Below are 19,621 nucleotides of genomic sequence, written 5' to 3'. Positions count from 1 at the left end.
TTATCTGTTTCTGCCAAGCAAGCCGTACAGCAGTTTTTCCTTAATTTCTGCGTTGATTTCATCGGTGGATTCTATATTTCTTTTAAACCAGAAATAAGAATTGTTCAAAGTGTGCAGAATAAATCTCGTGGTGAAAGTCGGAGACTTCAGTTCCCAGTTTTCGGCGGTGTAGATTTCAGAAATCAACTGTTCAACTTCCTGCTGATAATTTTTTCTGAGAGCGACAAATTCGCTTAACCGTTCTTCCAGATGCTTCCATTCATTGGAGTAAATGTGCGTTACGTCGCGGTTTTTGAGGACAATTGAAAGATGTTTGTCTATAAACAGATTGAGTTTTTCTTTTGGTGGAAGATCGGTGGTTTTTATAACTTGCAGTTCATCAAAGAATTCCTGAGCCACCCCGAAACAGATCCACTCCAGAATTTCTTCTTTCGAACGGATGTGGGCGTACAGAGACGCCGCCTTGATGTTCAGTTTTGTTGCTAAATCCCGTACAGAGCTCGCCGGATACCCTTTTTCCTTGAAAAGTTCAATGGCTACTTCCAGTATTTTCTGTTGTTTTTCTCTCAATTCCATGATTGGTTACAAAAGTAAATATTCTGAATTTAAATCTATTCTTTTTGATGAATGATTTTCAAACGGTGAACTTTTACGTTTTCAAATAAAATTTAAAAACCGTTGACTGACTAATTTTCATAATTAAATCTATCAAATTTAATCAAAAACGGAAATATTGTCTTCTCTAAAATTGATAAAAATGTTAAATTCGGAAATTTTGACCATATTTTTTATAAAATCAACAATTGAATACTTTTTGCGATAATGGTTTGTAGAATTAAATGATTGACCGAACATTAAGAATTTAAACCTTAAAAATTTAACTTCTTAATGTTTTTTAAAGACAAATTCATTTAATTCAGTTTTAAAGTTGAACAAAATTTGATACAATTTTAAAATCAATTATTAACCATCAATTATAAATAGTATGAATCTAAATCAATATACCGTAAAATCACAGGAAGCCATCCAGGCCGCTCAGCAAGTGGCAATGGAATTCGGCAATCAGCAGATCGAACCGCAACATTTATTGGAAGGAATCTTTCAGGTAGATGAAAACATATCGCCTTTTTTACTGAAGAAATCTGAAGCAGATGCCACTTTGGTAAGAGAGCGAAACAGAGAAAATTTAGAAAGACTTCCGAAAGTACAGGGAGGGAATATTTATCTTTCAAATTCAGCAAACAAAGTTTTGTTGGATGCACCGAATATTGCCAAAAAAATGGCCGATGAATTCGTGACCATCGAACATCTTTGGTTGTCACTTTTGGAAACCAGTTCTGAAGTTTCGAAAACGCTGAAAGATATGGGCGTAACCAAAAGTCTTTTGGAAGGTGGAATAAAAGAATTAAGAAAAGGCTCGAAAGCGACTTCTGCAAGTTCAGAAGAGACGTATCAATCCTTAAACAAATATGCTAAAAACTTCAACGAACTCGCTGCAGAAGGAAAATTGGATCCGGTCATTGGCCGTGATGAAGAAATCAGAAGAGTTTTGCAGATTCTTTCGAGAAGAACAAAAAACAATCCAATTCTGATTGGTGAGCCAGGCGTAGGTAAAACGGCGATTGCTGAAGGAATTGCACACAGAATTATCAGCGGAGACATTCCTGAAAATTTGCAGGATAAAACTTTGTACTCTTTGGATATGGGTGCTTTGATTGCCGGAGCCAAATACAAAGGTGAGTTTGAGGAAAGATTGAAATCTGTTGTGAATGAAGTCATCAAATCAGACGGACAAATCATTCTTTTCATCGATGAAATCCACACTTTGGTGGGAGCCGGCGGTGGTGAAGGCGCAATGGATGCAGCAAATATCCTGAAACCCGCTTTGGCAAGAGGAGAGCTGAGAGCCATCGGTGCCACCACTTTGAATGAATATCAAAAATATTTTGAAAAAGATAAAGCCTTAGAAAGACGTTTCCAGAAAGTGATGGTGGAAGAGCCGGATACCGAATCGGCGATTTCAATTCTTCGAGGAATTAAAGATAAATACGAAGCACACCACAAAGTAAGAATAAAAGATGAAGCGATTATTGCGGCGGTAGAAATGTCTCAGCGATATATTTCAGACCGGTTTTTACCGGACAAGGCGATTGATTTGATTGATGAAGCTTCTGCGAAATTGAGAATGGAAATCAATTCGAAGCCTGAAGAGCTGGACGTTCTCGACAGAAAACTGATGCAGATGGAAATCGAATTGGCGGCTATTTCGAGAGAAGGCAATCAGACGAAAATCGACCATTTAAAAGAAGATATTTCGAAAATTTCAGAAGAAAGAAACGAAATCAACGCCAAATGGCTTAAAGAGAAACAAAAGTCTGAGGATTTAACCTCCATTAAAAAAGATATTGAGTCCCTGAAACTCGAAGCAGAAAGAGCTTCCAGAGCAGGAGATTACGCCAAAGTTGCCGAAATTCAGTACGGGAAAATAAAAGAAAAAGAAGATGCTTTGCAGAAACTCGAACTGGAGATGCAAAATCATCAGAATGAATTGATTAAGGAAGAAGTTACAGCTGATAATATCTCAGAGGTGATTGGAAAATGGACAGGAATTCCTGTGACCAAACTTCTTCAGTCTGAGAGAGAAAAATTACTGCATCTTGAAACTGAACTTCATCACAGAGTTGTAGGTCAGGAAGAAGCCATCGAAGCGGTTGCAGACGCCATCAGAAGAAACAGAGCAGGATTGAGCGACGAGAAAAAACCGATTGGGAGTTTCTTATTTTTGGGAACAACCGGAGTTGGTAAAACTGAGCTGGCAAAGGCTTTAGCTGAGTTTTTATTCGATGATGAAAACAATATGACGAGAATTGATATGGGTGAATATCAGGAAAGACATTCGGTTTCTCGTCTGGTTGGCGCGCCTCCGGGATATGTGGGTTACGATGAAGGTGGGCAACTGACGGAAGCAGTGAGAAGAAGACCTTACTCAGTCGTGCTTTTGGATGAAATTGAGAAAGCGCATCCGGATGTTTTCAACACCTTACTGCAGGTTTTGGATGACGGAAGATTGACCGATAACAAAGGTCGTGTGGTGAATTTCAAGAACGCAATTATAATTATGACTTCGAATCTCGGTTCGCATATTATTCAGGAGAATTTTGAAAATATTACCGAGGAAAATCAGGATGAAATTGTTGATAAAACAAAAATTCAGGTTTTTGATTTGTTGAAACAGACGCTTCGTCCGGAATTTCTTAACAGGATTGATGAAACGGTGTTGTTCCAGCCTTTACGAAAAAAAGAAATCGGAAAAATCGTTCAGTATCAGTTGAGAGGTTTCAATGACATGCTTGCAAAGAGAAATATTATGATGACTGCAACACAGGACGCTTTGAATTATTTAACCAACAAAGGCTACGATCCGGTTTTTGGAGCAAGACCTTTGAAAAGAGTGATTCAGCAGGAAGTTTTAAATAAATTATCAAAAGAAATCCTCGCAGGAACCGTAAATGACGGCGACAGAATTACCTTGGATTATTTTGAAGAGACAGGTTTGGTTTTTAGACCTACAGAATAGTTTCACCTTAAAACCCTCTCCATTTGAAGAGGGTTTTTTAGTATGGAAATATTTTGACATGATCAATAGCATGATTTCCAGATGCATTTGTATCCATTCAAACAGGATTTTAAAAAAATATTAAATAATTATATTTGTTGAATAAGATGAACAGCGGAAAGCTGAAACAAGCAGATTTATTGACAGATTTAACTGAAGAAATAGTTGATGTTGCAGAAGCGCATCATTGGAAATTCCATGTCTTCAACTCTGCTTTTCCGGACAATACTTTCAGTAAGGAAACGGTTTATGATAAACTTTACGGAATAAACTTTACACCTCAGAACTGCGAAACAATTTCAATTGTATTTCTTTCTAATGGTAAAATGGTTTGTCCCGCAAGAATTCACTTTTTTGCTTCTTCTGAAAACAGTGAAGAGCAGAGTTATATTTATTCAAATTCTGTCAAAACTCAATATGCAGGAATACAAACTCATCAGGTTATCATTTTGTTTTTCAGATATTTAAGTAATAAGTATTTTGATGATTTTGAATTGAGTGATGAAAGCGGTTATTGGGAAACCAATGACGAGGAAAAAATGAAAAAACAATTTCAGATTTATAACCGCCTCACTGATGACTTCGCTCTTGCTTTCGAAACTTTACCAGCAAAAGAAGGTGAAGACATTTTTACTTATTTAGAGCGTTTAATGAAAAATGTTAATGATCTACAATAATAGTTTTTTTTTCATATTTAGTTTTGAGATTCCGTTGGGAGGCGTTATTTCCAACCGGAATTTCTTTTTTAAATATAAGCTTGCAAATGTTTAAAATCAAATATAAATCAACTGTGTTTTCACAACATTTCGTCCTAAACTTTCCAAAACGGTTTTATAGTTTTCTATCTGAGCATCGTTCTTTTCGCTTTCTTCTCCGGTTTTAAAATCAATGATTACGTAATCATTGCCGTGTTTCAAAATCCGGTCAGGGCGGTAAATTTTTGTAATACCGTTTTCAGTGATCATAATGTCTTTTTCGTTGATTACTTCCCATTTTTCATCAAAAAATTCCTGATGTTTTTCTATAATTTGAAGAAGATTTTTTTCGATATCAATTTTCTCCTCCAGCGTAATTTGCCCTTCAAGAATATACTTCTCAAGCACTTTTGAAATATCTTTTTTGGTATTAATTTTCGACAGAAGTTCGTGCACAAAAAGTCCGATCCTTACTTTCTCAATTCTTGTCTGATAATTTTTTGATGGCGTCGCAACTTTTATAGAAGTTGTTTTCTCACCAAGATTTTTAAGTTCTGAAATATTTTTAGTTTTAAATGTCGATTTTTTATGAAAAACCTTTTTCTTCAGCATTTCAGATTCAGCAGGATAAAGGTCAAATTCGTCAGCATTCTCAGCATTTTTCGACTGTACAAAATCCAGGATTTCAAGATTATTGGATGTTTTATTCGCTTTCTGAATGTAAAAAAACAACTGCTCAACAGGCCTTGTGGTTGCAACATATTGTAAGCAAAGTCTGTCGACGAAATTTTTGTACGAATTTTCCTGATTAAAAATCCCGATTTCTTCATCATACACTTCCAGATTTTTGCTGAACTGGCTGATGTTAACTGACTGTAAAACGTCCAGATCTCCGGTATCAAACCAATTGGTAAATTCCGCATCCCGGTTTTTATTGATCATCGGAATAAAAACAATCGGAAATTCAAGACCTTTGGCTTTGTGGATTGTCATAATCTGAATTGCATCAATATTATCCGAAGCCTGAATGGTGTGTTTCGAAGCTTCCTCATCCCAGTATTTCAGAAATTCTTTTGTACTGGCTCCGGCATTTTGAGTAAAATTAAATAACATTTCAAGGAAATTTAAAAGAAAATCGGTTTCCTTATTTTCCACCGAAAATTCATTGATGTAAAACTCAACAAAATTATAGAGATTGAATTTCGGAAAATCATCCTGGTGAAGTTTGACGCCATACTTTTTGTAGATTTGCTCCGCGATAAGATCCTGGTCAGAAATATTGAGGATTTCCTGCATGCCTACAGTGAAATCATCCATCACAATTCTTCCCGATTTTCTCAGAAAATACATCATCATAATCAGGCTCGTCTTGTTTTTTCTGTTGCTCTGCCATCTCAAAAATTCGATTACCGCTTTCAGCGTATTCGAAAGATCAAGAGTCAGTCCTTTATCAGAAATGGTTTTGATATTCGTAGTTTCGCCTTTGTAATTCACCGTAAGATTTCCCAGCTTTTGAGAATAACTGAAAATATCAAAGTTGCCACGGCACAGAATGGTAATATCAGAAAAAGAAAACCCGTTATCCAGACTTTCCTGAATGTCTTTCTGCATTTTTTCGGAAGTATCGCTGTAAAAATCATCATTCGTAAGATTTTCGATGAGGTTTATTTTTACGCGGCCTTCCAAAGATGATTTCGGGTTTTGTTCGCCATCAGTTCCAAATATATTCTGATGTTCTTCATTCAGATTTTCAGAATGAAACCGGTACAGATCATTATTAAAATTAACAATGTTTTTTGCACTCCGCCAGTTGTCTTTTAAAACTAAAAGTGATGCTTCTTTCGGTGTGATTTCTTTTTTGCTGATAATGTCGAGCATCAACTGACTTTCACCACCACGAAAACGGTAAATGCTTTGTTTAGGATCGCCAACCAGAGTAAAAGAAGTGTTGTCACTCGAAACGGCGTGATCTCTCAACGGAAGAAAATTCTGCCACTGCAATTCGGAAGTATCCTGAAATTCATCAAAGAAATAATGGTGAAACTGCGATCCGACCTTTTCATAAATGAATGCTGAAGGCTCACTTTTGAGATTTTCATTGATTAAAATATTAAATTTTGAAAGCAAAACAAGATCGTTTTCTTCCTCAATTTTTTTCAGTTCATCCTGAATGTCTTTATTTACTTTTAAAGGCAGAAGTGCAGAAAGAATCTTTTCTTTTTTCTGGGTTTCAATAAAGATTTTAATGAGCTGAAGACGGTTTTCCAAAAGCTGATCCAGAATTTCCAGAATATCCTGTTCTTTATGCTTCGATTTTGCTGCAGCGCCTTTTGCGAAAGTATTTCTTGCAGATTCTTCATTGGTTGGAAAAGGAAAATCTTTTCTGTTTTTCTGATAATAATCTGCAACTTTCACAAAAAATCCACCCAAACCATTTTTTCCCTGAGCAAAATCTTCAAGTTCAATTGCTCTTTCTTTGAAAAGCTGAATAGAATTTAAAGCAAGTTCAAGCGACTTCTTTTTATTGGTTGAAATTTCTTTTCGAAGCGTATTTTTAATGTCTTCGTATTTTTCATTATCAAAATCTTTATTTTTCTGAAGATTCTCATAATGAATGTCTTTCACGAATTCCTTTGCAGAATCGTACAGATTTTTATTGAGATTAATTCTTTCATTATTTTCAAGACTGTAATCCACGTAATCCATAAATGAATTTGAAATCACGTCGTTTTCCCCGATCTGATCGAGCATTTTGTCGACAGCTTCAATTAAAAAAGGTTCAGGATCAATTTCAAGATTAAAATTTTTAGCCAAACCCAATTCGTAGGAAAAACTACGAACAAGACGGGAGTTAAAACGGTCAATCGTTCCGATATTCAGCGTTGAATAATTGTGTAAAACGTAATCCAAAAGCTTTTTGGAGCGGTAATGAAGTTCATGAATGTCGATTTTCAAACCATCAGCTTCAAAAGCAGTTTGAATATTTTTTAAATCTGAATTCTCTGCATAATTGTCTTCAGTGAATCTTCCTAACCAGGAAAGAATTCTTTCTTTCATCTCGTTGGCCGCTTTGTTGGTAAAAGTCAAAGCCAGAATGTTTCTTATTGATTGCTGCTGATTGGGATAGCGCAAACAGATCATCAGAAGCCTCTGCACAAGAGCATAAGTTTTCCCCGAACCTGCGGAAGCATTGATTACCGTATATGAATTTTGCATTTTTTGAAGAGAATTAAAACTGCAAGTTAATATATTTTCTGCTTGATTTTTAACAGTCGGCACTGGTATTTTAACAATTCTGAATCAAAAATTGGTAAGTTTTGATAAAACGTGTTAACGCAGGTTAAAGTTTATTTTTAAACCTAAATATATTTTAGATTTGCTGAATAAAACAATGGCCTGTGAAATGTAAATTACTTTTTTTCTTTTCGTTTCTCCTTTCCCTCAGTTTCCATGCTCAGGAATATATTTTTGGGAGAACAGTTTCTGAAGAAAATGCTGAAATGCCCAACGTCACCGTAATCAACATCCGTACAGACGAAAGAGTGATGACGAATGCTGACGGACACTTTATGATATCCGGAAGGCAAGGCGACAATCTTCGTTTTATAATCTTGGGCTACGAACGTTTCCAGACGAAGGTAACGGCGGAAACATTAAAATCTCCCTTAAATGTTACCCTCCAAAAAAGTGCTGTGGCCATTGAGGAGGTTGTACTGAAGAAAAGGCTGACGGGTGATCTCGCAATTGATGTAAAAAATTATAATCCCCCAACAAAGGTTCAGAAATTAAAATCGGACTTAGGAAAATACATGAGTCAAAAATCTGATCCGAGAGTTCTGGCAGCAAAACCCGGGGAATTTGTACAGCCCGTAACAAAAGGAACTTTCAGTTTTGGAAAAATCAAGGATAAATGGGATGATGTCGATTTTATGAATTATTTGATTCAGGCTCTGGGAAATGACTATTTCACTGAACTCAAGATTGAAAATTCTCAAACTCAGCATTTCATTTATTATATTTTCAACAGCGGCTTTGAGAGAAAACGTATTTTAAAGTACGGGTACGCCAGCGACGCGGATCTGAACAGATTTAAAAGTGCCGTTTTGCTGAGAATTACTTCTTATAAAACTCCACTAACGACTGCCAAATGAAAATAAAATTACTGCTGATTTTTGTCTCTATTTCTGCGTTTTTGTCTGCTCAAAATACAGTTTCAGGAACTGTTTCGGATGAAAACGGAACTTTGCAGGGTCAGGTTTTGGTTTTTAATTTTAATAAAAGCCAGTCTGTTTTTTCAGATGCAAATGGATTTTTCTCAATCACAGCCGATGTCAGCGACGAAATTCGGTTTGTGAAAGATGGGTTTTATCGGTATGACTTTAAAGTAACTGCAGAATCTTTCTCAGAGAAAAACAGCGTGATAATCAGGCACGTCGAAATTCTCATTCCCGAAGTAGAACTGAAATTCCAGCCAACTGGTAATCTTGAGAAAGATGCTCAAAATGTTGGAGTTTCCAAAAGAGTTGCTGCATTAAACTCGAAAATGGATGAGTATATGAAATCGCCCATGACCGAAGCCATACCGGAAAATGCAACGCCAAAATCTTTTCAGCCGCACGATTTTAAGGAAGGACAGGTGAATCTTATCGGAGTTGCTGATGCCATCGGAAAACTCCTCAGCAAAAAAACTACGAAGGCCAATTATTATGAAACCAGAGATTTTCTCGCCAGATTGAAGTCTGAAATTGATCTCAGTTATTACAGGAAATTCGGGATGGGAGATGAGGGAATTGACCGCTTTCTTCTGTATGCAGAAGACATTTTTATGCTCTCAAAAAAGTATCGGAAAAAGTTTGACAAGGTAAGGATCTCCAATGATCTGATGTCAGCATTTGGCGAATATAGAAAGACTAATAGTCTCGAATATTAATGATAAACTACATCATGAATTTCGTTTGTTGTCTCACCTAAATTTGTAGGCTGGAAATTAGCTAAAAGCCACAGGTTAAGTTTCTTTTTTCCGTTGCCGTAGCTTGGCTGAATGTACATTTCGTCAATTAAGCTGAATCCGTTTTTCTGATAAAACGAAAATCTTCGTTTGGAATCTTCATTCAAGTTTTCCGGCTCAATCTCCAGAATAATTCTTGGATGATTTTCTTTTAAAAGATCAATAATTTTTGAACCTGCTTTTTGATTTCTAAACTCAGCAAACACTTCAAAATGTTCTACAAAAATAAAATCTGAAAGTTCCCAGATAATAACATAACCGATGTTTTCACTTTCATTAAAAACTGAAAAAAACTTCACGTTGGGTTGAGTGAAAAGCTGTACAAACTTTATCCAGTCGCGTTTTTCATCTTCCGGAAAAGAGGAGGTGTACGAACTGTAAATCTGTTTGATTCTGTAATCGTCGGGTGAAGTAATATGATTGAATTCCATTTTTAAAGATCAAAAACGCTCGGTCGGCGCGTTATAAAAATATCTTTTATCCAAAGCGTAAAGGCGAGTCCGAGATAAATTAAAAAGAAGAAACCTGCCGTGGCAAAAGTAGAGTAGATAAAGAAAACCCGGAGTTTAGAAACCGGAATTCCCAGCTTGGCACCCATTCTTGTGAGTACTCCAAACCATTCTCTTTCCATTTTGTGACGTAAGTTGTTCAACATTTTACTGCTCTTTTAATATTTTAAAACCGATAGCGCAATTTAGGCAATTTTTTGCTGTGCAGTAGTTTTTATAGTGATAAATCAAACCCTGACTCTGTAAAGCATTTTTTATTTTTAAACCTAAATTTTTCCAGCCGTCTAAAATGGAGTTTTTCTCTGAAACAATATCCTTGTAAAATGCCAGAATCTCATCAGCAATTTCTTCATTTTGATATTTGTGATAGGTGTATCTCAGAGGCAAAACTGTATTCAGAATAATCAGGTCAATTAAATCTTTAGTTAAAACTTTTGGCTGGTTTACCGGAGATATTTTTCTGAAATTAAAATGATTGTCCCAATAGTCTGACGCCCTGATATCTTGAAAAACCGCAATCAGTTCATCCGTTTTTCTGGCATCAATAATCTTCGAAAACAGATTTTGATGTCTGTTGTAGAGATCAGCCAATTGTGAAAGCCGCAATGTAGGGAAGTTGGGTGGTCGCAATCTCAGGAATTTCGGTCGGATGATGAGGTCTGATAAACCGAATTTAGTTTTTAAGAAATCAAACTCTCTTTTCCAAATCTGCATTTGTGCGTCTTCGGGTTTTTCGAGCCAGCCCGAAATTCCGAAAAGTAAGGCCTCGAGCTGCGTTTTGTTTTGCCTGATTTTATTGAAGACCGTAAAATCAATGCTTTCAGCAATCTGTTTAAAAATCTGGGCATTTACTTTCAAACCGAAAGAGTAGGCGATGCTATGAAAGAGTACTGCTTCATAATTATTTTTAAATCTCTTCAGATCTTCTTCAATTTCAACCGATTTTTCTTCCAGTTTTTTCAGCAGGCTTTCTTCGTAGAAATGAACGGGAATTCTTTTAGGATCAAACAAATCTTCACAAGCAATAAACTGACTTTCTTTTTCCAGTTTTTCATATTTCGCAAAAACAGATCTGTCGATATGGCTGATCAGCTCAAGCGTCGGAATATTTTTAAATCTAAATTCTTCGATGTCTGCGTCATTCTGGTAAACCACGTGCAGGATAATATTGTCATAGTTGGGATCTTTGGCGTGCTGATGAAAAATCCAGTCTGATGATCGTACGTGGAGCTCAATGTTTCCGGCTAAGGTCACTCCGTTAATCTTTATTTTCGACATCAGAAAATCGGGTCCGGAATCTGTATTCCATCGTCCGAAATCGATGATCTCTACAGGATTTCCTTCGGTGTCTTTAAAGTCGAAATTAGTAAAGACCCGGAAGTTCCAAAGGTATTGAAGCAGTTTTTCGGTCATCGCTTGTGTGTTTTTACTTTATTAAAATTAGAAAAAATTTAGATAACTTAATTATTTTAATCTTAAAAAAGAAAAACCGAAATAAACTGCCATTGATAAATGATTAGAATGATAAATGCTGCTACAATTGAAAAATCCATACTCCAAGGACTTCCTGCACCCCTGCAACAGGTTTGCGGAACTTCCGCAAGCTTCAAACACCCTAGCAACAGACTTGCGGAGCTTCGGGAAAGCCTGTCGCACCCTAGCAACGAACTTGCCGGAAGGCTTGAAAGTCTCCTGCACCCCCGCGTCAGGTTTGCCGGAAAAAAGCCTTTGCTCATTAGAGATATTCAAATATTGGTTTGAAACTCTTGCATCGATGCTTTTCTGAATAATAGAAATACGGTTAATTTAATTTTAAATGAAAACAAAAAAAGAGCGTTTCCGCCCTTTCTTATTTTACACTTTCGTCAGTTCACCCCTGAAATTCTCAATCGTCGTTTTGTACATTTCTTCGTAAATCGGGAGAATGTTTTTCAGATCAAACTTTATGGCCTGTTGCTTGGCGTTAATTTTCATCTGGGCTAAAAGTTCCTCGTTGCTCAGAAGCTTGATGCAGTAATTGCTCATCGCTTCTACATTTCCGATCTCAGCAAGGAAACCTGTTTCCCCCTGAATGTTTACCTCAGGAATTCCGCCCGCATTGGAGCTGATGACAGGTGTGTTAGCGGCCATTGCTTCAAGAGCGGCAAGACCGAAACTTTCCTGCTCAGAAGGCAGAAGAAAGACATCCGAAAGCTGAAGAATTCTGTAAAGATCATTTACCTTACCCAAAAGTCTGATCTTTGAAATCAGTTCAGGATTGTGCTCCAGAAACTGATTCACTTTTTCCATATCAGGACCTTCACCAATGATGATAAGTTTAGATTTTACTTTTTTCTCCACACTTTTGAAGATCTGCAATACCTCTTCCACACGTTTTACCGGTCTTAGATTGGAAACGTGAATGAGAATTTTTTCATCCGGATTGGCAAACTGGGTTCGTTGGCATTCGTTGCATTCATCAAATTCAGAGTTGTCTATGAAATTGGTTATTACCTGAATTTCTTTTTTAATTCTGAAAAACTGAAGCGTGTCTTTCTTTAAACTTTCCGAAACCGAAGTGATCGCATCCGACTGGTTAATAGAAAACTCCACCGCGTGCTTATAGCTCGGGTGCTGACCTACCAAAGTGATATCGGTTCCGTGAAGTGTTGTTACCAAAGGAATATCATTGTTGTCTTCCTTCAGCATTTGTTTTGCCGTAAACGCAGCATAAGCATAAGGAATTGCGTAATGAGCATGAAGCAAATCCAGCTTGTAAAGATTGACAACTCTGTAAATCATCGAGCTCAATGCAATATCATAAGGCTGATACTGGAAAAGCGGATAAGTCTGAACATTTACCTTGTGAAAGAATATATTTGGATTGGTAATATCTAATCTTGCAGGCAGTGCAGAACTGATGAAATGTACCTCGTAGCCTTTGTTGGCGAGAGACATTCCGAGCTCTGTTGCTACAATTCCGCTTCCCCCGTAGGTAGGATAGCAAAGTATGCCTATTTTCATTTTTACTTATTAATTTATAGTTTGGGTTACTTAATTTGATTTTGCCTTAAGGTCAATTCCCAATCCCGGCTTCAGGTTGTCATTGACTAATACAGGCAGTCTGCCGTGAATTTTCGACTTTCCTTTCAAAGCATTTGCTGTTGCTGTCATTGAGTCTTCGTTGTTTTCATAAGACACCAAAACCGTTGAAATTTTCGACAAATCAATATCTTTCAAAGCATACGGACTTCCGAAAATATTTAAAATAACGTTGTGCTTTTTTGAAAGTTCATTCAGAATTCTTTTGGATTCTGCAGATATTTTGTAAGGTTTGTAAGCCGTAGAATTATCTTTATGAAAACCAACCAAAACCGTTGAGCCGGCTGGAATCGTTTTAATTTCATTTGCTTTTTTGAAAATCACAGAACTTTCCATTTCATTGACAAAAGTCTGGTATGATGCTTCTTCCAGAGGTACGTAATATGTGTTTTCCTTTAAAGGTAAAAGTTTCTTCTCGTCTTTAATTAACGTCAAAGCATTCGCATACATTTCCTGAACTATTGCCGTGTGTGAAGCATTGTTCAGATCAGTATTAATGTTTTGTGGATTTTTGGGAGTGTATTGGTTTAAACCTAAGAAATATTTAGTCAGCAAAATTTTCTTCACGCTCTCCTCAACGCGGGCCTGAGTAATTTCTCCACTGTCAATCGCTTTCTGAATGAGTCTTTTTCCTTCCGCCACACCTTGGGAAAAAAGCATGACGTCATTTCCTGCCCTGAATGCCATCGCATCCAGTTCGCCCGGTTTATATTTATTGGCTACAGCGCCCATGTTTAAAGCATCGGTGATAATTAAACCTTTGTAGCCTAATTTTTCTTTAAGTAATCTTGTTACAATATTTTTGGAAACAGATGCCGGAATTCCTTTTCCTGATTCTAAAGCGGGAACGTAAAGGTGAGCCACCATCACACCGCCGATGTTTTTATTCATTAAAGCTTTGAAAGGAGCAATTTCAACTTCATTAAGCCTCTCAATTTTATGTGAAACTACGGGAAGGTCAAGGTGAGAATCTGTGCTGGTATCGCCGTGACCCGGGAAATGTTTGATAGCAGCAAGAATGTTGTTATTTTGGAGCCCGTTTGAATAGGCGAGGGCAGATTTAGTCACATTCTTCACCTCTGAACCAAAACTTCTGTTCCCGATGATTGGATTATTAGGGTTGGTATTGACATCTACAACGGGTGCAAAGTCCCAGTTGATCCCCATTCTGTGACAGTCCTCTGCAATTTTGGCAGACATTTTTTCAATCAGATCTTTGTCCTGAATAGCGCCTAACGTCATTGCCCACGGATATTTGTGAGCCGTTGCAATTCTCTGGTACAATCCCCATTCTGCATCCATCCCAATCATCATTGGTGTCTTCGATTTTTGCTGAAATTCATTAACGAGATTGATTTCTCTAGCCGCATCATCCTGCATCAGAATCAGACCGCCAATCTGCTCTTTATTCACGATATTTCTGATCTCATCTATGTGATTTTCACCTTTGTTGGTATAAAGCGCAACGATGAAGAGCTGTCCCAGTTTTTCATTTTGGGAGAGAGAATTATATTTATCATCTACCCATTTTTCAGCTTTTTTGATGTCGGCTTTCGGCCAGTTTTTTGGCTGATACTGAGCATGAAGATTTACATTTAAAATTAATAAAACGATGAGTGCTACGTTTGCTAATTTTTTCATATTTAAATAGAATTAAGACAAAAATACAACTAAATAATAAGCATTAACAAAGTTTTTAAATTTTTTGGTTTCAGATTTGATTTGCCTTGAATGATTAAAATATATAAAATTTTTACAATGAAAAAACTATTTCCAATTTTCATGTTCGCTTTACTAAGCATTTTCGTAGTGAGCTGTGATAATAATGATGATGTGGTTGTGCAAGAGCCAGTAGCTACAGATATCGCAAGGATGCGTGATGTGACTGGTACACTGACAGCTGCAAATACATATTCGATTAATACAGGAATTAACATCTTAAGTAGCGATGTTGTCTTAGTATATAGAAATTTCAATTCAAATTTACCTAATACAACACCCGTATGGCAACTGTTGCCAAAAACGTTTTACCTGTCTAGCGGAAGAATTTTAGAATTTAATTTTCTTTTCGATCCTACAAACGTGGAGATTTATTCCGAAGGAAATTTTGATCTTGCAACAATGTCACCTGCTGAAGCTGCTGAGTTTAAAACCAACCAGACCTTCAGAATTGTTTTAATTCCTGCAGACCCTGCAAAAAATGCAAACAAGCCTGACTTTAATGATTACAACGCTGTTGTAAAATACTATGGTTTGACAGAGCCAAAGTAAAAGAAAAATATCTTTTCAATTTTTTATAATTAAAAAGCTTCGGGAAATTTTTCCGAAGCTTTTGTTTTATATGTCGTTGCCATCAAGAAGATGACCAAAGAAATCTTTTTTTGTCTGAAGATATCCCCGGCTGTTGTCGTTAGCCGGAATCTGGAGCGGAACTCTTGAATTAAGTTCTATGTTGCTTTCCTGTACAAATCTTACCTTCTCAGGATTGTTTGTTAAAAGATTAATTTTTTTTACTCCGAGATTATTTAATATGTCGATAGCCACTCCAAAGTTTCTGTCGTCTGCGGGAAGTCCTAATTCTAAATTGGCCTGCACCGTATCCAATCCTTTTTCCTGAAGAGAGTATGCACGGAGTTTATTAATGATTCCGATATTTCTACCTTCCTGACGGAGATAAACTACAATGCCCCCATTTTCGTGCATATATTTCATTGCAGCGTCAAGTTGCTGCCCGCATTCACATTTTTGAGAATGAAAAACTTCGCCTGTAATGCATTCAGAATGAAATCTAACGTTTATAGGTTGAGTAAAATCAGTATTTTCAGCGACTATCGCCATGTGTGGCATCCAGTCTTCAGCATTTTCGGCAAATGCAATCATCCGGAAAGTACCATGCTCTGTAGGTACATTAGCTTCCGCCTGAATTGTAATCATTAATAGAATTTATTATTTTTTGTTACCATTTACCGAATTTTCGATAACGGCAACATTTGTTTTAATTCGCACGAGATATCTGTTGAGAATATCGTTTTCGTCTGTGGTAAGAGATTTTCTGAGTTTCTGTATCTTTCTGTATGATTTCTGCATGCTTTTCAACTGTTTGTTTTTGGCATTTGAGTTTCCGGCATCCAATGCATAGAGGTAATTCTGAAGACTGTATTTCAGGACAGAAATTTCTTCATTTACTTCTTTTTTAGAAAAAACAGGAAATGTAGATAAAAGATTACTTACTTCTGCAGCATTGGCATTTTCAGAAATTTTTAAAGAAATATCTCCGGTCTCATCAGATTTTTTTTCTGAGCTGATGCCCGCCGGAACTGGTGAAGTATTACTTTTTTCAGTAGCACAGGACCACAAAATAAATATTATTGATACAGATAGAAAAGTCGTTTTCATTTTTGCTCCTTTTGATAAAGGATTGGGTTAAGACTCTCATCGTTGTACATTTTCATTTGTTTGTACACTTTCATCTTAACATTCCCGTTCTCAATATCTGAAAGAAGCTGATCTATTGAAACTGAAAGATCTACTTTCTGAGTAAGAAGTACATCTAATTTTATCTGACAGTTTGCACGATGCTCTTCGGATGCAGTATCTCTGTTTGCTTCCAAAGCCATGTGATAAACTTTAAGTGCCAAAATAGATAATCTGTCTACAGCCCAAGCGGGAGTTTCAGTATTAATTTTCGCATCTGTTTTCGGAGAAATATCTATGTATTTGTCTAAAAACCAACTGTCTATAAATTCTACAAGGTCAGTACGCTGCTGATTTGAAGCATCAATTCTTCTTTTGAGTTTTAGGGCTTCGGCAGGGTCAATATTTTCATCTCTTACGATGTCTTCAAAATGCCACTGAACGGTATCAATCCAATTCTTTGCATACAAAATACGTTCCAAACTGTTGAGCTCGTAAGGGTTGTTTATTGGAGTATCAACGTTATCTAAAACATGATAGTCTTCAATACTTTGATTGAAGACTTTCCAAGCAGTCTCGGTAAAATTCATGTAAAAAAAACTATTTAGTTAACAGTAGTATTACTGCTGTTAGTAGTAGGATTTTCTTTTTTAACCTCAGTTTTATCTTCTTCTTTTACAGAATCTTTAAACTCTTTAATTCCAGATCCTAAACCTCTCATTAGTTCTGGAATTTTTTTTCCTCCAAATAGTAGTAAAACTACTAAGATTACTATAATCCAATGCCAAGCAGCAAATGGAGTTAATATTGTTAATGCGTACATAGTATAATTTTTACAAAGTTAATCTTTTAATATGAAATCCAACCTAAAGGATCCACCGGAGTTGTACCGTTCCAAACCTGGAAGTCAAGTGTATAAGCTCCATCAAAATCCTGACCAACTGCTCCTACCGAGGATCCCGCTGATACTTGTTGACCTTTTGACACACTCACACTCGAAAGATTCGAATAGATGGTAAAGTATGCTCCGTGCTTCACAATCACTGTTTTAGTACCATCATTATTGGCAATTACAGAATTTACACTTCCAGGAAAGACAGCTTTTGCTCTTGAACCTGCAGGAACTGAAATTTTAATTCCGCTGTTTTCTTCTTTAATATTTTTAAAAACAGGATGCTGCTGAATTCCAAATCTGTGGGTAATCTGACCTTTGTCTACAGGAAAACCTATTTTCCCTCTGTTTTCAGCAAAATTATTTCCTGCGATACCAGATGAAACTCCGAAATTGGTGTAAGCTTTTGTTTCAGCAACTTTCTTTTCGTCTTCTTTTTTCTTGTCTAATGCGGCTTCGGCATCTCTTGCAACTTTTAATTTATTTGCAGCTTCCCTCGCTTTTTCGTTAGCTTCATCTGATGCTTTTTTAGCGGCCACTCTTCTTTCCTCATCTCTTGCATTTGCAGCGACTTTTGCAGCATCAGCGGTACGTTTTCTTTCTTCTTCTTCTCTTTTTGCGGCGAGCTCATTTGCTTTTTTTGCTTCTGCTTCTGCTATTTTTCTTTCTCGTTCTAATGCCTCAGCTCTTGCTTTATTTTCTGCTTCGATCCTTGCTTTTTCTCTTTCTGCTGCTATTTTAGCAAGACGTATTTTTTCAGCTTCTGCTTTTCTACGTGATTCTTCCTCTGCTTTTGCGATTCTGATTTCTTCAGCAATAATAGATCTGATCTGACCTTCCAATGCTTTAGAACGGGTCTGTTTCTGCTTTAGCTCGGCACTGAGAACACCTTCATTTTTTTTAAATTCAGATACCAGTTGCTCTTTTTGTCTTCTTTCTACTTCAATCGTTGAAAGATCTTTCTTTTGGTTGACCAAAAGATTCTCTTTGGCATCAGCCGATCTCTTTTTCGATTCAACAGACTTTTTAAGTTCTACAGCTGCGTTTGTAATTTCGGCCGCTTTCTTATCCTGATAATCCGCATATTGCTTTAAATACTGAACTCTTCTCAACGCCTCACCTATGCTTTTTGAGGATAAAATAAATGTCACTTTATTCTGAACACCTTTATTTTTGTAAGCTTTTACCAAAACTTCAGCATAATTTGACCTCAAAACAGCCAACTCTTTGTTTTGGCGGTTGATTTCAAGCTGACGCAGATAAATTTCGTTCTCGATAAATTTTTTTTCCTTTTGAGTATTATTATAGACCTTTTCTCTAAGTGCTAATTTTTGGTTTACATTGGTAAGATAAGATACAGATAGTCTAGATTCATTTCTGGTTTTTGCCAGTTGTGAATTGATCTGAGCAATCTGCTTCTTCAGATCTGCACTTTCTTTCTGCAGTTGTTCCTTGCTTTTCTGTGCACTTACAAATCCGAAGATGAGAATGCTCAGAATGAGACTGATTCTTTTGATCATTTGATTTCAATTTTCTTATAGGAAGACGGTACAGAATAAGGTGTATCCATCCTCGAAAAAACAAAATTCGTATTTTCTAATAAAATCTGACTGTTTTTGCTTCCTTTTATAATTATTTTAACATTCTTCGGAAGCTTCACATTGTTTGGCTGCGTTTCCCAATTTGAATATACGATTTCTACTGCGTCATCGGATTTCACATCTTTCAGTTTTAAGTCTGTTAAATTGTAATCTTCTGAGTATTGCAGGTTTAGCTTGTATTCACGTTCGCCACCTGCAGTTGTGAATTTCAGATTTGAAACAGATTCCATCTGGTAGCCCTGCATATTTTTGGTAATCTTTGAATTCCGATTGCTGATGGTGAAAAATGTACGTCCAATTAATAATTTTTCAAGATTTTTATAGTCGAAAAAATTAACATTCAACAGGTTATTTAAATATTCAAAATCAGAATCGATGTAGTTTTTGTTATAGCGGTCCATTGCTTTAATTCCATCAGGAGTTATGAGTGCTCGGGCAGCAGGAATTACTAGAAAGGAAATATTGGACCATATTTTTTTGTCGGTTTCAATATAGATTGTAGCATCAAGCGGACTTACACGAATATTGTCAGCCGTTATTTTACTAGATATTTTCAGGTAGTCAAATTTTTCATGAAGATAAATTTTCTCGTAGAAATTAAGTCTGTCTGCCACATTTGAACCGGCATCAATGGGTTCATTCGGATCTGAATTTTTAATAACGAGACTGTCTGAATTCTGTGCACTGTCAGTCACCGCTTTTTTGGATTTACAGCTGAAAATGAACAAGGTAAGAATGACTAATGGGATCCATTTTTTCATATAAAAATTTGCTAAAACTTTGCAATATTAACGCCAAACCACAC

General features: G+C 36.5%; 18 protein-coding genes. 5 read left to right on the top strand and 13 right to left on the bottom strand.

Annotation, left to right across the window (positions count from 1 at the left end; genetic code table 11):
- Positions 1-576: a TetR/AcrR family transcriptional regulator gene (locus tag IC610_RS13520; protein ID WP_191737347.1), complete on the bottom strand. Its 576-nt coding sequence runs from the start codon at positions 574-576 to the stop codon at positions 1-3.
- A 409-nt stretch (positions 577-985) separates the two neighbouring features.
- On the opposite strand from IC610_RS13520, the gene clpB reads away from it, so the two are divergent.
- Positions 986-3,577, top strand: a complete 2,592-nt coding sequence (gene clpB / locus IC610_RS13515; RefSeq protein ID WP_191737346.1) for an ATP-dependent chaperone ClpB — start codon at positions 986-988, stop codon at positions 3,575-3,577.
- Between the two features lie 146 nt (positions 3,578-3,723).
- Complete coding sequence (locus IC610_RS13510; RefSeq protein ID WP_191737345.1) at positions 3,724-4,293, top strand: hypothetical protein; 570 nt, start codon at positions 3,724-3,726, stop codon at positions 4,291-4,293.
- Between the two features lie 96 nt (positions 4,294-4,389).
- Here IC610_RS13510 and IC610_RS13505 read toward each other — a convergent pair whose 3' ends face one another.
- Positions 4,390-7,527, bottom strand: a complete 3,138-nt coding sequence (locus tag IC610_RS13505) for a UvrD-helicase domain-containing protein (protein WP_191737344.1) — start codon at positions 7,525-7,527, stop codon at positions 4,390-4,392.
- Positions 7,528-7,709: 182 nt separating this feature from the next.
- Between IC610_RS13505 and IC610_RS13500 the strand changes: the two genes are divergently transcribed.
- Positions 7,710-8,462 (top strand): carboxypeptidase-like regulatory domain-containing protein, encoded by a 753-nt coding sequence (locus IC610_RS13500; RefSeq protein ID WP_191737343.1) that lies wholly within the window; start codon positions 7,710-7,712, stop codon positions 8,460-8,462.
- A complete protein-coding gene (locus IC610_RS13495; protein WP_191737342.1) occupies positions 8,459-9,241 on the top strand; it encodes a carboxypeptidase-like regulatory domain-containing protein in 783 nt (260 codons plus the stop codon). The genes IC610_RS13500 and IC610_RS13495 overlap by 4 nt, the downstream gene beginning before the upstream one ends.
- Here IC610_RS13495 and IC610_RS13490 read toward each other — a convergent pair.
- From IC610_RS13490 to IC610_RS13470, 5 genes are all read right to left on the bottom strand, one after another.
- Positions 9,238-9,750: a GNAT family N-acetyltransferase gene (locus IC610_RS13490; protein WP_191737341.1), complete on the bottom strand. Its 513-nt coding sequence runs from the start codon at positions 9,748-9,750 to the stop codon at positions 9,238-9,240. The two genes, IC610_RS13495 and IC610_RS13490, sit on opposite strands and share 4 nt — an antisense overlap.
- Before the next feature lie 2 nt (positions 9,751-9,752).
- Positions 9,753-9,974: a PspC family transcriptional regulator gene (locus IC610_RS13485; protein ID WP_056076258.1), complete on the bottom strand. Its 222-nt coding sequence runs from the start codon at positions 9,972-9,974 to the stop codon at positions 9,753-9,755.
- Position 9,975: 1 nt separating this feature from the next.
- The gene (locus tag IC610_RS13480; RefSeq protein WP_191737340.1) at positions 9,976-11,241 is read right to left on the bottom strand and encodes a DUF2851 family protein; all 1,266 of its coding nucleotides are present in this window, start codon (positions 11,239-11,241) and stop codon (positions 9,976-9,978) included.
- A 441-nt stretch (positions 11,242-11,682) separates the two neighbouring features.
- A complete protein-coding gene (bshA, locus tag IC610_RS13475) occupies positions 11,683-12,831 on the bottom strand; it encodes an N-acetyl-alpha-D-glucosaminyl L-malate synthase BshA (protein ID WP_056076277.1) in 1,149 nt (382 codons plus the stop codon).
- Positions 12,832-12,861: 30 nt separating this feature from the next.
- Entirely contained in the window at positions 12,862-14,550 is a 1,689-nt protein-coding gene (locus IC610_RS13470; RefSeq protein WP_191737339.1) for a glycoside hydrolase family 3 protein, read from the bottom strand.
- Positions 14,551-14,667: 117 nt separating this feature from the next.
- On the opposite strand from IC610_RS13470, the gene IC610_RS13465 reads away from it, so the two are divergent.
- On the top strand, positions 14,668-15,180 hold the full coding sequence (locus IC610_RS13465; RefSeq protein ID WP_191737338.1) for a hypothetical protein: 513 nt from the start codon (positions 14,668-14,670) through the stop codon (positions 15,178-15,180).
- A 66-nt stretch (positions 15,181-15,246) separates the two neighbouring features.
- On the opposite strand, the gene ribA is transcribed toward IC610_RS13465, so the two are convergent.
- The 6 genes from ribA to IC610_RS13435 are packed head-to-tail and all read right to left on the bottom strand — an operon-like array spanning position 15,247 to position 19,577.
- Positions 15,247-15,843, bottom strand: coding sequence for a GTP cyclohydrolase II (gene ribA, locus IC610_RS13460; RefSeq protein WP_191737337.1), 597 nt, complete (start codon positions 15,841-15,843; stop codon positions 15,247-15,249).
- 12 nt (positions 15,844-15,855) lie between these two features.
- The gene (locus tag IC610_RS13455) at positions 15,856-16,305 is read right to left on the bottom strand and encodes a hypothetical protein (RefSeq protein ID WP_191737336.1); all 450 of its coding nucleotides are present in this window, start codon (positions 16,303-16,305) and stop codon (positions 15,856-15,858) included.
- The gene (locus IC610_RS13450) at positions 16,302-16,913 is read right to left on the bottom strand and encodes a DUF4254 domain-containing protein (protein ID WP_191737335.1); all 612 of its coding nucleotides are present in this window, start codon (positions 16,911-16,913) and stop codon (positions 16,302-16,304) included. The genes IC610_RS13455 and IC610_RS13450 overlap by 4 nt, the downstream gene beginning before the upstream one ends.
- 14 nt (positions 16,914-16,927) lie before the next feature.
- Complete coding sequence (locus tag IC610_RS13445; RefSeq protein WP_191737334.1) at positions 16,928-17,146, bottom strand: twin-arginine translocase TatA/TatE family subunit; 219 nt, start codon at positions 17,144-17,146, stop codon at positions 16,928-16,930.
- Positions 17,147-17,172: 26 nt separating this feature from the next.
- Entirely contained in the window at positions 17,173-18,735 is a 1,563-nt protein-coding gene (locus IC610_RS13440; protein WP_191737333.1) for a murein hydrolase activator EnvC family protein, read from the bottom strand.
- Positions 18,732-19,577: a DUF4292 domain-containing protein gene (locus IC610_RS13435; protein ID WP_191737332.1), complete on the bottom strand. Its 846-nt coding sequence runs from the start codon at positions 19,575-19,577 to the stop codon at positions 18,732-18,734. The genes IC610_RS13440 and IC610_RS13435 overlap by 4 nt, the downstream gene beginning before the upstream one ends.
- Positions 19,578-19,621 lie beyond the last annotated feature (44 nt).

The organism is Chryseobacterium caseinilyticum, assembly GCF_014837145.1.
GTDB classification, from domain to species: Bacteria; Bacteroidota; Bacteroidia; order Flavobacteriales; family Weeksellaceae; genus Chryseobacterium; species Chryseobacterium caseinilyticum.
The sequence above is the reverse complement of the archived record's forward strand: the minus strand, read 5'-3'. Positions and strand labels throughout refer to the sequence as shown.